This window comes from Methylobacterium komagatae (assembly GCF_042661665.1).
Classification (GTDB): Bacteria; Pseudomonadota; Alphaproteobacteria; order Rhizobiales; family Beijerinckiaceae; genus Methylobacterium; species Methylobacterium komagatae.
The window spans coordinates 3,337,477-3,350,847 of the sequence record NZ_JBHSWN010000001.1; the positions used below are offsets into that span (position 1 = coordinate 3,337,477).

At 70.2% G+C, this 13,371-nt stretch carries 8 protein-coding genes and 3 pseudogenes; 4 read left to right on the forward strand and 7 right to left on the reverse strand.

Annotation, left to right across the window (positions count from 1 at the left end):
* The first annotated feature begins 33 nt into the window (after nt 1–33).
* From larC to ACFQE0_RS16635, 4 genes are all read left to right on the forward strand, one after another.
* Entirely contained in the window at nt 34–1,347 is a 1,314-nt protein-coding gene (larC, locus tag ACFQE0_RS16620; RefSeq protein WP_378975520.1) for a nickel pincer cofactor biosynthesis protein LarC, read from the forward strand.
* Complete coding sequence (gene larE / locus ACFQE0_RS16625; RefSeq protein ID WP_378971597.1) at nt 1,344–2,165, forward strand: ATP-dependent sacrificial sulfur transferase LarE; 822 nt, start codon at nt 1,344–1,346, stop codon at nt 2,163–2,165. The genes larC and larE overlap by 4 nt, the downstream gene beginning before the upstream one ends.
* Nucleotides 2,162–2,848 carry a nickel pincer cofactor biosynthesis protein LarB gene (gene larB, locus ACFQE0_RS16630; RefSeq protein ID WP_378971600.1) on the forward strand — a complete coding sequence of 229 codons (687 nt, stop codon included), beginning with the start codon at nt 2,162–2,164 and terminating at the stop codon, nt 2,846–2,848. The genes larE and larB overlap by 4 nt, the downstream gene beginning before the upstream one ends.
* A 76-nt stretch (nt 2,849–2,924) precedes the next feature.
* Entirely contained in the window at nt 2,925–4,034 is a 1,110-nt protein-coding gene (locus ACFQE0_RS16635; RefSeq protein WP_378971603.1) for an aldo/keto reductase, read from the forward strand.
* 110 nt (nt 4,035–4,144) lie between these two features.
* Here ACFQE0_RS16635 and ACFQE0_RS16640 read toward each other — a convergent pair.
* The 7 genes and pseudogenes from ACFQE0_RS16640 to ACFQE0_RS16670 all read right to left on the reverse strand — a co-directional run bounded on the left by ACFQE0_RS16640 (nt 4,145) and on the right by ACFQE0_RS16670 (nt 13,361).
* Nucleotides 4,145–4,734: pseudogene (locus tag ACFQE0_RS16640) on the reverse strand (histidine phosphatase family protein).
* Nucleotides 4,735–4,777: 43 nt separating this feature from the next.
* Complete coding sequence (locus ACFQE0_RS16645; protein ID WP_378971605.1) at nt 4,778–5,173, reverse strand: VOC family protein; 396 nt, start codon at nt 5,171–5,173, stop codon at nt 4,778–4,780.
* A gap of 83 nt (nt 5,174–5,256) precedes the next feature.
* Nucleotides 5,257–6,398 (reverse strand): annotated as a pseudogene (gene recF, locus ACFQE0_RS16650) (DNA replication/repair protein RecF).
* A gap of 21 nt (nt 6,399–6,419) precedes the next feature.
* A pseudogene (locus ACFQE0_RS16655) lies at nt 6,420–8,311 on the reverse strand (response regulator).
* Nucleotides 8,304–10,010 (reverse strand): response regulator, encoded by a 1,707-nt coding sequence (locus tag ACFQE0_RS16660; protein ID WP_378971608.1) that lies wholly within the window; start codon nt 10,008–10,010, stop codon nt 8,304–8,306. Before ACFQE0_RS16660 ends, ACFQE0_RS16655 begins: the two are co-directional and overlap by 8 nt.
* Complete coding sequence (gene cheB, locus ACFQE0_RS16665) at nt 10,007–11,062, reverse strand: chemotaxis-specific protein-glutamate methyltransferase CheB (RefSeq protein ID WP_378975522.1); 1,056 nt, start codon at nt 11,060–11,062, stop codon at nt 10,007–10,009. The genes ACFQE0_RS16660 and cheB overlap by 4 nt, the downstream gene beginning before the upstream one ends.
* A 70-nt stretch (nt 11,063–11,132) precedes the next feature.
* Entirely contained in the window at nt 11,133–13,361 is a 2,229-nt protein-coding gene (locus ACFQE0_RS16670; RefSeq protein WP_378971610.1) for a hybrid sensor histidine kinase/response regulator, read from the reverse strand.
* Between the last annotated feature and the right edge of the window lie 10 nt (nt 13,362–13,371).

Consider the following 13,371-nt stretch of genomic DNA (forward strand, 5'->3'; position numbering starts at 1 on the left):
GACAAAATCCATCCGCGCCCGACCTCAGGCGTGATGCAGATCCACCTCGATGCCCTGGGGGGCGTCGCCGGCGACATGGTCGTGGCGGCTCTCCTCGATGCCTTCCCCGAGCACGAAGCAGGGGTGGGCCGCAGCGTGCGCGCCGCGCTGGACGCGGCCGCCCCGGAGGCGGCACCCGGCATCACCTGTTCCCTCTCTCCACATTCGGACGGCATCCTCACCGGGCGCCGCTTCCGTGTGACCCGCGACGGCAAGCCCGCGGAAGAGAACGGGCACCACCACCATCACAGCCATCATCACCACGATCACCACCATGGTGATCATCATCACCCCCACGAACACGGCCACGATCCTGCGCATCACGGCCACCGGCACTGGGCCGAAATCCGTGACGGACTTCGCCGGGCGGAGCTGACGCCCGAGGTGACGCGTCACGCCCTGGCGATCTTCGGCCATCTCGCCGAAGCCGAGGCGCGGGTGCATGGCATCCCGGTGGAGCAGGTCGCCTTCCACGAGGTCGGGGCCTGGGATTCGATCGCCGACATCGTCGCCGCGGCCCATCTCGTGGCCGCGATCGATGCGAGCGCCTGGACGGTCTCGGCCCTGCCGCTCGGCGGCGGCCGGGTGAAGACGCAGCACGGGCCGCTGCCGGTGCCCGCCCCGGCTACGACGCTTCTCCTCGACGGTTTCGCCGTGGTCGATGACGGCATCGACGGCGAGCGCGTGACACCGACGGGCGCGGCGATCCTGCGCCATCTCTGCGGCGGCAGGACGAGCCGGCCGGCCGGGACGCGGGTGCTCGCCCGCTCCGGCACCGGCTTCGGCGGGCGCCGCCTGCCCGGCATCAGCAATTGCCTCCGCGTCCTGGCCTTTGAGGAGGAGGCGGCATCCGTCCCGGCGGGACATCGGGAGATCGGCATCGTCGAGTTCGAGGTCGATGACCAATCCGGCGAGGATCTGGCGCAGGGGCTCGACCGTATCCGCGCGCAGGACGGCGTGCTCGATGCGGTGCAGATGCCGGTCTTCGGCAAGAAGGGGCGGATGATGACCCATGTGAGGGTGCTCGCCCGCGCCGAGGCCCTGGATGCCGCCATCGGCGCCTGTTTCCGGGAGACGACGACGATCGGCCTGCGTTTCCGCAAGGAAGCGGGCATCGCCCTGGAGCGTGAGAGCGTGAGTGTCGAGGCCGACGGGCGCGAGGTGAGGGTGAAGCTCGTGGATCGGCCGGGGGGCCGCACCGCCAAGGCCGAGGCCGACGACGCGCTCGCGGGCGAGGATCACGCGGCCCGCGCCCGCCTGCGTCGCGCGGCCGAGGCGATCGCCCTCAACCGGAGAGACGAGAGATGACGGCCTCCCTGCGCCACAAGCTCGAAGACGTCCTGGCCGGTATCGGCCCCCTCGCCGTCGCGGTGAGCGGGGGCGTCGACAGCCTGACCCTGGCCGCTCTCAGCCATCGCGTGCTCGGTACCGGCGCGGCCATGGTCCACGCGGCCTCTCCCGCCGTGCCGGGCGAGGCGACGGCGCGCGTGCGGAGCGAGGCCGCCCGCGACGGCTGGTCGCTCACCGTCGTGGAGGCGGGCGAGTTCGCCGATCCGCGGTATCGGGCGAACCCGGTCAATCGGTGCTTTTTCTGCAAGACGAACCTGTACGGCACCATTCGCACAGTAACCGACCGGCAGATCGTCTCGGGCGCCAACTTGAACGATCTCGGCGAGTATCGGCCCGGCCTCGATGCCGCTCGCGAGCATGGGGTACGCCACCCCTATGTCGAGGCGGGGCTCGACAAGGCTGCCGTACGGGCGCTTGCCCGCGAACTCGGCCTCGCCGACGTGGCGGAGTTGCCCTCGGCGCCCTGCCTGTCGAGCCGGGTCGAGACCGGCCTGCGGATCGAACCCGAGACGCTCGCCTTCATCCACGCGGTGGAAGGTCTCGTCGGCGGGGCCCTCGGCCCGAGCGATGCGAGCCGGTCGGTACGCTGCCGGGTGCGCGCGGCGGGCGTGGTGATCGAACTCGATGCGGCGAGCTTAGCAGCCTTGCGCGATCCCGCGCGGGACGACCTCGCAGCGCGGATCGCGGCGGTCGCGCCTGCTGGCCTTGCGGGAAACGGCATCCGCTTTCAGCCCTACCGCGTCGGCAGCGCGTTCCTGACCGGAGATGCGGCGTGAGCACCCGCGACGAATTTCTCCTCGATTTCGGCCGGGCCGAGCGCATCGGCCTCGAAGAGGCGATCTACTGCGCGGGCAAGTCGGCCGAGCAGATCGCTGCCATCCTCGACGCGGCGGCGGAGCGGGGCGCGCGTTTCATGCTGACACGCCTCGATGGGGACAAGCTCGATGCTCTCCCGGGGCACCACCGCCGCGACCTCGATTACTGCAAGGTCTCGCGCACCGCCTTCTTCGGGTCGGCGCGTGAGGTCGAGACCGTTCCCGCCGTCGCAGTGGTCGCGGCCGGGACCTCGGACGTGCCCGTGGCCCGCGAGGCCCTTCGCACGCTGCACTATCAGGGCCGAGGCGCGACCCTCATCGCCGATGTCGGCGTCGCGGGCTTGTGGCGGTTGACCCAGCGGGTCGAGGAGATCCGCGCCCATCCCGTCGTCATCGTGGCGGCGGGCATGGATGCGGCACTCCCAAGCGTCGTCGGCGGTCTCGTCTCGTCGCCCGTGATCGCAGTACCGACCTCCGTCGGGTACGGCGTCGCGGAGGGCGGACACACGGCCCTGAACTCGGTGCTCGCGAGTTGTGCGCCCGGCATCACCGTCGTGAACATCGACAACGGCTACGGGGCGGCCTGCGCCGCCCTGCGGCTCCTGCACGCGGCCGAGCGCCTCGCTCGAGCCCCCGAACGCTGACGCCCTCCGCCGGTTGACCCCCAACAACCCGGAGCGCGCCGATGACCTTCGATTCCAAGATTCCACGGAGAGCGACATGGAACGCCGCGATTTCCTCAAAGGGGCGGCGCTGGGCGCCGGCCTCACGGCGGTCAGCCCTGCGGGGGCGGCCGTGAGCGACCCCGGCTTGCCCAACACCCGCCCGCAGGATCCGGCGGACCTGCCCTTCGTCACCGATCCCGGCGAGCGCCGGGGCGAGATGCTCTATCGCAAGTTCGGCAAGACCGACGAAACGATCTCGGCCATCGGCATGGGCGGGTTCCACCTCGGCAAGAGCGCCGTCTCGGACGACGAGGCGACCCGGCTGATCCACCAGGGGATCGACCGTGGCATCACGTTCATGGACAATTGCTGGGACTACAACCAGGGCCGGTCCGAGGAGCGGATGGGCATCGCCCTGGAGCAGAACGGCTACCGCAACAAGGTCTTCCTGATGTCCAAGATGGACGGGCGGACCAAGGAGGAAGCTCTCAAGCAGATCGATCAGTCCCTGCGGCGGCTCCGCACCGACCGGATCGATCTGGTCCAGCACCACGAGATCCTGCGCTTCGATGATCCCGACCGGGTCTTCGCCGAGGGTGGTGCCATGGAAGGCTTCATGGAAGCCAAGAAGCAGGGCAAGCTCCGTTATATCGGCTTCACCGGGCACAAGGACCCGCGCATTCATCTCCAGATGCTGAGCGTCGCGCAGGAGCGGGGCTTCCACTTCGATTCCTGCCAGATGCCGCTCAACGTGATGGACGCGCATTTCCGCTCGTTCGGCCACCTCGTGCTGCCGCATCTCGTGCGCGAGGGCATCGCGCCGCTCGCCATGAAGACCTTCGGCGATGGGGTGATCCTGAAGTCGGACGCGCCGATCAAGCCGCTGGAATATCTGCATTTCTCGCTGAATCTGCAGGTCTCGGTGGTGATCACCGGCATCCAGAACCAGCGGGACATGGATCAGGCGTTCGAGGCGGTGAAGACCTTCCAGCCGATGGACAAGGCGAAGGTCGCGGAGTTGCTGTCGCGCTCGAAGCCCTATGCGCTCGAAGGCAAGTACGAGCTGTTCAAGACCAGCGCGACCTTCGACGGCACAGCGAAGAACGCGGCGTGGCTCGGTGACGACGTCCAGGGTGTGAAGAAGCTCGCGCCGGTGATGGAGTAATCGGCTTCACCGTCTTTGCGAGCGTCAGTGAAGCAATCCAGGGCGACGGAGCTCCTCAGAAGGGGGCGCCTCCCTGGATTGCGACACTCCGTTCGCAATGACGCCGCGCCTTACGCCGCCGCAGGCTTGGCGTCGAGGTCGAGTTCCAGCGTGGCGCAGTTCTCCAGGAACGTGCCGGTCAGGTGATAGAAGAACGTGCCGTGGCCGACCACCGCGATGGTGCGCTCGGGCCGCGCCCGCAGCCATTCACGGAAGGCGGCGACGCGCCGGTCGAACAGCGGCCGGGGCTCGATCGGCAGTCCGAAGATCGTCTCGGCGCCGTCCTCGGCGTGCCACCATACCTCCGGCAGGTGACCGATCTCGAGATGCGGAAATTCCGCAGCCAGTTCGGACGCCGCGCGGCCAACGTCGCAGCTGCTTTCCTGGCACTCCCGGTGCAGCACCTCCACGAGGATGCGCGGCTCGGCCGGGTGGCCCTCGAAGACCAGGGCGGCGGTCTGGATCGCCCGCGTCAGGGGCGAGACTACGACGAGTTCGAAGGGGATGTCCCGGAGCGCGGCCGCGGCGTGGCGGGCCTGCGCCTCGCCCCGGGGGTGAGCCGCGCATCGCGATGGTCCGGATCGATCCCCGTCGCCCGATGGGCAGCGTTGAACGTCGATTCTCCGTGACGGATGCAGACGATGCGCGTGGACTCGGTCATGGCACCTGAAGTCGTAAGATGAAAATGTCGGTGGGCGAGAGCGTTAGGCGAAACGCCCGCCACGCTGGATGACCTCGATCTTGTAGCCATCCGGATCGGTGGCGAAGAAGAAAGTCGCGAGCGGCGTGTCCCCGTGCTTCAGCGTCTTCACGTCGGTCACGGTGAAGCCTGCCTCCTTATGCTTGGCATGCTCGGCTTCGAGATCCTCGACCACGAAGGCGATATGGCCGTAGCCGTCGCCGAGGTCGTAGGGCTTCTCGCGGTCCTTGTTGACTGTCAGCTCCAGCTCGAACGGCGAGGACGGATCCTTCAGGTAGAGCAAGGTGAAGTCCGGGAAGTCGAACCGGTCAGCGGGCTCCAGGCCGAAGGCGCGCGCGTAGTAATCCTTGGAGCGCGCCTCGTCGCGGACGCGGATCATGCTGTGGACGGGCTTGGCCATGGTCTCGTCGGTTCCGTGAACGGGATGGGACAGATGTAAAGCGCCGCGCCCGTTGGGGAAGTGCGCCACCATGGCCGCGCGGGTCAGCCGCCGATGCGCACCGTCTCGATCATCGCCCCGGCCGGAGCGAACGCATCTGCGTCGGTTCCGGTCATCCAGACCTGGCCGGAGAGGGCGTCCAGCGCCTCGAACAGGCCGAGCCTCCTGCGCGGGTCGAGATGGGCGGCGACCTCATCGAGGAGGATCGCCGGGGCAATGCCGCTCATCGCCCGCACCAGACGAGCATGAGCAAGGACGAGCCCGATCAGCAGGGCCTTCTGCTCCCCCGTCGAGGCTGTCCCGGCGGGCACATCCTTCGGCCCGTGGCGGACGACGAGATCGCTGGTCTGCGGCCCGCTGAGGGTGCGGCCCGCCGCCCGGTCGCGGGGGCGGCCCTGGCGCAGAGCCTGCCGGAAGCGATCCTCGGCCTCGATCGCGGGCCAGACGGCGACGAGATCGTCGAGGTCGCCTTCCAGGCGCACCGAAGCCCAGGGAAAGGGCTGCGCGTCGTCGCGGGTCTGGGCGATCAACTGGTCCAGCCGCTCCACCGTCTCGCGACGTGCGAGCGCCACGGCCACGCCGAGTTCGGCGATCTCCCGCTCGATGGCGTCGAGCCAGCGGGCATCCTGGCCCGGCTCCTCCAAGAGCCGGTTGCGCGAGCGCAGAGCCCGCTCCATCGCCGAGACCCGCGCGCCGTGCCCGGCATCGACGGCCAGGACAAGCCGGTCGAGGAAGCGGCGGCGATCGCCTGCAGGCCCCCGGAACAAGGCGTCGAAATCGGGCGTGAGCCACACCACCCGAAAGAACTCGCTGAAGGCCACGGGCGAGGCGGCGGACGAGCCGTCCACCCGGCAGAGGCGGCTCGCGCGGCCGTCGAAGCCCGGCGGCTCCATCCCCGTGCCGAGCCGGTGCTCGGCCCCGTCCCGGTCGAGGGTGAGGGAGACGGCGAAGCCCCCGGGCCTCCCTTGCGCGCCATGGCCGAGAATTCGGCCCGGCGCAGGCCGCGCCCGGGGGCGAAGAGAGAGATCGCTTCCAGAATGTTGGTCTTGCCCGCGCCGTTCTCCCCGACCAGGGCGACGAGCCGCGCCTGCGGTTGCAGGTCGAGGTCCGCATGGTTGCGGAAGTCGCGCACGATCAGGCGGCTGAGGCGCTGTTCTGGGGCGGCCGGGGAAGACGCGTCGGACATGGAGAGGCTGACGGGCGGCGATCAGGCCGCCCGGCCGGGATCGAGCATGGCCGAGACGCGGGTCGCGAGATCGGCGGAACGAAAGGGCTTGGCAAGCACCGGCAAGTCGGCGGGGATCTTCATCGCCTCGGCATGACCGGTGAGGATCAGCACCGGCAGACCCGGATGGCGGGCCTTCACCTCGGAAGCGAGTTCAACGCCGCTCATGCCCGGCATGGCGAGGTCGGCGACCACGAGGTCGAAGTTCTCCTGCATCAGCAGGTCGAGGGCGGCGCGGCCGTTGCCGGCCTCGGTCTCGTCGTAGCCGAAGCCCGAGAGGAAGGAGGCGGTGACGTGCCGGACTTCCGGGTCGTCATCGACCACGAGGATGCGCGCCGGCCGTGCGGCGGCGGGCACGGTGGCCTCACCCTCGGCATCCTTCACCGGCGTCGTGACCGCGAAGGGCAGGGCGAGTTCGACCGAGGTGCCGCGCCCGACCTCGCTCTCGATGGTGAGCCGCCCCTTGGATTGCTGGGCGAGGCCGAACACCATGGCGAGGCCGAGGCCCGTGCCCTGGCCGACGGCCTTGGTGGTGAAGAACGGCTCGCAGACCCGGCGCAGGATTTCCTCCGGGATACCCGTGCCTTCGTCGCTCACGCGGATCGCGAGGTAGGCGCCGTCGGCGATCTCGGGATCGTTGTTGATCGCCATGCGCCGCGTCGCGATCGTGATGCGGCCCCCTCCGGCATCGCGTCGCGGGCGTTGATGCAGAGGTTGAGCACCGCGAGTTCGAGCTGGTCCGGATCGACCTGCGCTGCCGACAGGCTCGGGGCGAGGTCGGTGCGGACGCTGACGAGGCCGCCGAGGCTGCTCGCGAACAATTCGCTCATGCCCTCGATCAGGGCATTCACGTCGGTCGCCCGCGCCTGAAGGTCGTGGGCGCGGCTGAAGCTCAGGAGGCGCTTGGTGAGGGAGGCGCCGCGCTCGGCCGCACCGCGCGCATTCTCGATCAGGCGCTGCACGCGGGGCTGGTCGGCGACCTTCGGGCCCGCGAGTTCGAGGCTGCCGAGGATCGCCGTGAGCAGGTTGTTGAAGTCGTGCGCGATGCCCCCCGCCAGCGTGCCGAGGGCCTGCATCTTGTCCGACTGGCGAAGCCTGGCCTCCAGGCTCTTCTGCTCGGTGACGTCCCGCTCGATCACCGCGAGGTGCGAGACCGCGCCGCCAACGTCGCGGATCGGCACGCGGGTGAACTGGCTCCACTTCTCGGCGCCGGGCGGTCCCTCGCTGATCAGCACCTCGGCGACGCGGCCGTCGCGAATCGCTGCATCGTCGGCACTCGCATCGGCCTGGGCCTTCGGCTCAGGAAGGTCCGCCTCGCGCAGGCCGAGGCAGGCGGGCAGGTCGCGCCCGAGAAGGGCGGCCTTGCGCGCGTTGAGCCGCACGAAACGCCCCTCGGCGTCCTTGAAGCTGATCGCATCGATGGAATGGTCGAGCAGGCCGCGCAGCAGCGCCCGCTCGGTGGCGAGGTCGCGCCCCAGGCGGTGCCGTTCATAGGCCTGGGCGACGGTGCCGCGCAGCAGGCCGGGATCCCACGGTTTGGTGACGTAGCCGACGATGCCGCCCCTGTTCAGGGCGGCGATGACGGCGGTGATGTCGGCATAGCCCGTGAGCAGGATCGCCTGCGCGTCGTGGAAGGCGCGGGCCTCGGCGAGGAGCGCGTCGCCGGTCAGCCCCGGCATGCGCTGGTCCGACAGGATCACCGCGATGTCCGGTTCGGCTCGCAGGATCTCGAGGGCGTCGGCGGGCCTGCTCGCGGTCAGGACGCGGTAGGTGTCCTCGAAGAGGTCCTCGAGAGCGATGAGGATGTCGGGCTCGTCATCGACGGCCAGAATCGTGCCCGCCCGAGCCCCATTGCCTCCCCCGATGTCACTCATGAGCGCGCGCCGCCTGCCGCGGAATCCCGATCACGAAGCAGGCACCTCCACCTGGGGCCGTCTCTACGGTCAGCGAGCCGCTATGCGCCTGAACGACGCTGTATGCAATCGCCAGCCCAAGTCCCGTCCCGGCGCCGACCGGCTTCGTGGTGAAGAAGGGCTCGAAGATCTTCTCACGCAGATCCTCGGGAATTCCGGGTCCGGTATCGCAGATCTTGATCTCGTCGCAAGTATCGTCGGAATGGGTTGTTATGGTGATCGTCCCACCATCCGGCATCGCATCCGCCGCATTGCCGATGATGTTCATCACGACCTGATTGAGCAGCGCCGGGGTACAATGAATCTCCGGTCGGCCGGAGAACGTGCGCGTCACCGCGATCCTCTCTCCGAGCTTGTGGTGGAGCAGGGCGAGCACCGTCTCGATCGCCTCGGGCACGTTCACGAGGGACCGCTCGCCCTCGTCGAGACGGGAGAACTTGCGCAGGTTCAGCACGAGCTCCTGGATGCGCGTCAGGCCGAGCCGCATGGCGCCGACGCGGCTGCGCGCCTTGTCGACCGAGCGCGTGGCGGTGGCGGGATCGGCGGTGGGAAGCTCCCCGAGCAACCGTTCGACCGTACCCTGATGGGCCAGGATGAAGGCGAGCGGATTGTTGATCTCGTGGGCGATGCCCGCGACCAGCTCGCCGAGGGAAGCCATCTTCGCTGCCTGGACGAGCTTGGCCTGCGCGTCGGTCAGCCGCCGGTTGGCGTCGGCAAGGTCCTGGTTCGCCCGTTCCAGGGCATCGGCGAGGCTCGCCCGCGCCTCCGCGGCGTCGGCCTCGGCACGGGCACGCTCCACGGCGCGCTCGCGCTCCCCGAACTCCCCCGCGATGCGGCGGTCGTCCTCTTCCAGCAGCCGGCGGCGGACATAGCCGCGCACGCGCAGCGCCAGCACCTCGGCATCGGTCTTGGAAATGACGTCGTCGGCCCCCGCCGCGAAAGCCTGGACCAGGAAATCCTTGGCCGGGTCGCTGCCGGAAATGGCGACGAGGTGAAAACCCGCCCCAGCCTTCCCCTCGCGGCGGCGGTCGATCTCGCGGCACAGGGCGAGACCGTCATACGCATGGCCAAGCAGGTCGAGGGTGATGCAGTCGAAGGCGTTGCCGTCGCCGTCGAGGGCGGCGAGCGCCTCCTCCGCCCCCTCCGCGACGGTGACGCGGTGTCCGTCCTGCCCGAGCAGCCCGGCGAGGAAGGTGCGGTAGGTGGCGCTGCCGTCGATGACGAGGATGCGCCCCCGGCGGAAGGCCGCTGCGCCCGGATTGTCGCCGCCCGCCCGCCTCTCGCGCAGCAGGGCGCGGATGCGGAGGACCATGAGGTCGCGGTCGGCGGATTTTGGCAGATAGGCGTCGGCGCCGCTTTCGAGGCCCTGGCGCTCGCCGCCGCTGCCGCCCGTCAGCATCAGCACCGGCAGCGCGCGGGTGCGGAGAGACAGGCGCATCTGGCGGATCAGCTCGTCGCCGTTCATTCCCGGCAGATGGTAATCGGCCACGACGAGATCGGGCTGGGACTCGTTCAACGCGTCGAGGGCCGTCTCGGAACTGGCGCAGCGCGAGACGGAGAAGCCGTTGGCTTCGAGAAACAGGCGCAATTCGAGGGCCTGCGTCTCGGAATCCTCCACGAGGAGAATTCGCGCCGGATCACTCGCGGCGGCGGCTGTCACGGATACGCCCCCGGCATGGCGATGCGCAGGACATGCGCGGCGATCCGGTCGAGCGGCAGAACTGCCCGCGCGGCGCCGAGGCGCACCGCCGCGGCGGGCATCCCGTAGACCACAGCCGTGCTTTCGTGCTCCGCCACCGTCTGCGCACCGGCCGCATGCATGTCGCCGAGGCCGACCGCCCCGTCCTCACCCATGCCGGTCAGCAGCGCGCCGATGGCCGAAGGGCCCGCATGACGGGCGATGGAGCGAAACAGCACCGTCGCGGCCGGGCGCTGGCCCGAGACAGGAGCGGAGTCGATCACCCGCATCACCCGGTTGGAGCCGAGTTCGAGGTGCCGATCGCCGGGGGCGACGTAGACCCGGCCGGGCTCGGCGCGCTCGCCGTCGCGAGCGAGGCCGACCGGCAAGGTCACGACGCTGTCGAGCCACGCGGCAAAGCCCTCCATGAAGGCGGGCCCCATGTGCTGGACGAGCAGGATCGGCAACGGGAAGTTCTCGGGCAGCGCGCCGATCACCTTTGCGAGGGCGGGCGGTCCGCCGGTCGAGGCGGCGATGCCGAAGACGCTTGGCGACTGGCCCAAAGCGAAGGGTATCGGCGCCGGGGCAGCGGGGGCCGCCGCGCTTCGTCCGGCCCATTCCGAACCGATGGGCCGCCGCCGGATCACCGGCACCTGCGCCATGATGCGCAGCTGCGTGCAGATTTCACCCGCTACGGATTCGTAGCCCGCATGGGTGGTGGCCACGGGCTTCTCGACCACCGAGAGGGCGCCCGCGCGCAGGGCGTTCATGGAGATGTGCAGGGAGGAATCTTCCACCGCATCGGCGATCACCACGATGGGCGTCGGCCGTTCGGCCATGATGCGCCGCGTCGTCTCCAGCCCGTCGATGCCCGGCAGGCGGATATCCATGGATATCACATCGGGGCGCGCGCTGCCGATCGCCGCCAGGGCCTCCTCGCCGGAGGCCACCGCCGCGACGAGTTCGAGGCGGGGATCGCGCGAGACGATGTAGCGCAACAGCTCCCGCACCACGAGGCTGTCCTCGACGATCATCACTCGGACGGCGCTCACGGCAGGTCTCCCACGGCGATCCCGGCGCCGTCATCGCGTGCGAGGCGTGTGGTCACAGCAATTGCCCGATCGTATCGAGGAGCTTGCGCTGGTCGAAGCTCTGCTTGGTCAGGTAGGCGTCGGCACCGAGTTCGAGGCCCCGGGCCACGTCCTCGGGATCGCCGCGCGATGTCATCAGCACCGTGGGAAGCCGGGCGAAACGGTCGTCGGCACGCAGGGCCTTGAGCAGGCCGAACCCGTCGAGGCGGGGCATCTCCACATCGGCGAGGACGAGCGCGACCGGCTCGACCTCGGCACGCAGCCGGTCGAGGGCGTCCTGCCCGTCGACGCAGACGACGACGCGATAGCCTGCGGCCTCCAAGATACCCTTCTCCAAGGTGCGGGTGGTGATCGAATCGTCCACGACGAGGATCGTCGTGCGGGCCTGCTCGCCGGCCCGTGGCTTCGTCGCGGTATTCGGGTCCGAACGTGGCGCCTGCCCCTGGGTTCCGGCCAACCCCGCTCGCTCGGCGAGACCATCCGCGTCGAGCACGAGGACGGGCCTGTCGCCGGGCAGGATGGCCGTCCCCGCGATCAGGGCGGAATCGCCCCCGACTTCGGGCGCAGGCAGCACGAGGAGCGAGCGCACGTCATTGAAGCGGTCGACGGCGATGGCCGCGCGCCCATGCTCCGAGCGCAGGACGATCGCCACGAGCTGCCCCGCTTCGGGATCGCCCGCCGCCCCGAGCAGGGTGGCGAGGTCGGACACGGGAAGGGCGTCCTCGCCCTCGACCTCGGACGGGAGTAGCAGGCGTCCCATGGCGAGGGGAAGATCGGCGCGAGGAAGGCGGACGAGCCGTTCCACCGCCGAGGAGGGCAGGGCGCAGGTATGACCACCCGCCTCCACGAGAAGCAGGCTCCGCCGTGCCGCGGAGAGCGGCAGGCTGAAGACGAGGCTGGTGCCCTCCGGCGAGCGCGGTTCGAGGCGCACGCTGCCCTGAAGCGAGCGGGCGGCGTCGGCCGCCACGGAGAGGCCGTAGCCCCTCCCCGAGAGGGTATCGATGGCCTCCGCCGTAGAGAAACCCGGCTCGAAGACGAGGCGAAGCAGCGTTTCGGGATCGGCAGCCTCATCCGGCCCGAGCAGCCCGCGCGCCCGTGCCGTCTCCGCGATTCGCGCGAGGTCCGGTCCCGGTCCATCGTCGTGCACCGCGACCCGCAGGCGGCCACCGCGCAGGGCCACTTCGAGGATCAGCGCGAGAGTCTCCGGCTTGCCGGCGGCCCGGCGGATCTCCGGCGGCTGCCAGGCGTGGCTCAGGGCGTTGCGAAGGGCGTGAAGCAGAGGGTCCTTCAGCGCCTGAAGGGTCGCGCGCTCTACCGGCACGTCGAGGCCGGTGACTTCCAGATCGACCTCGCGGCCCTGTTCGCGGGCCGTGTCGCGGATGGTGCGGGCGAGGGGGCCGAGCACCGTTTCGGCAGGCACGAGGGCCAGACGCTCCGTCTCGGTGCGGACGCGCGTCGCCGCACCTTCGACGGCGCCGAGGGCGGCGGCCTGTCGCCGGGCATGATCGGCCGCCTCGCGTGCCAGAGCCGCAAGCCCGGCGGCAAGAACCCGCTGACCGGGACCGGCCTTGGCGGAATCCAGCGCCTCGGCTTTGGCGTGGAGGTCGCGGAGGGTCGCTGCGATCCGGCCGAGCCCTTCCGCCGCCGAAGCCTTGGCGGCGAGCGAGGTCGAGAGGTCCGCGCTGGCCCGGAGCAGGGCCGTCACCGTCTCGGCGGGCACCCGGAGGAAGGCGGCGGCGGGCTCCGACGCCTCGGCCGGCCGCTCGGCGGGGGGCTTCTTGGGCGTCGGCGGGGGCTCGACGGGGGCGGGCGTGGGTGGCGGTGGTGGAGCGAAAGCGGCGGGTGGGGCAGGGGCGGGAGACGCCGCGCTCACCGGCTGGCCGAGCAATCGCCCCAGGGCGTCGATAGCATCGTCCGGCATGTCCGGCCCAGCACCGCCGGACAGGCCCGCCACGTAGGTCTCGATCCGGTCGAGGGCAAGCTCGACCGCAGAGGCCGCTTCGCGATCCAGCGCCATGCCTCCCGTGCGGACCCGTTCGAACAGGGTCTCCAACCGGTGGGACACCGCCTCCACCGCCGGCAGATCGACGGCGCGGGAGGCGCCCTTCAGGCTGTGCGCCCGCCGGAACACATCGTTCCAGTCGGGCGCATCGGCACGCAAGGCCGCCCGGATGGCACCGACATGCTCGCGGTGCTCGATATCGAAGGCCGCGAGCAGCAGCTGGCGGATGTCGGTCGCCATGGCCGCGCTC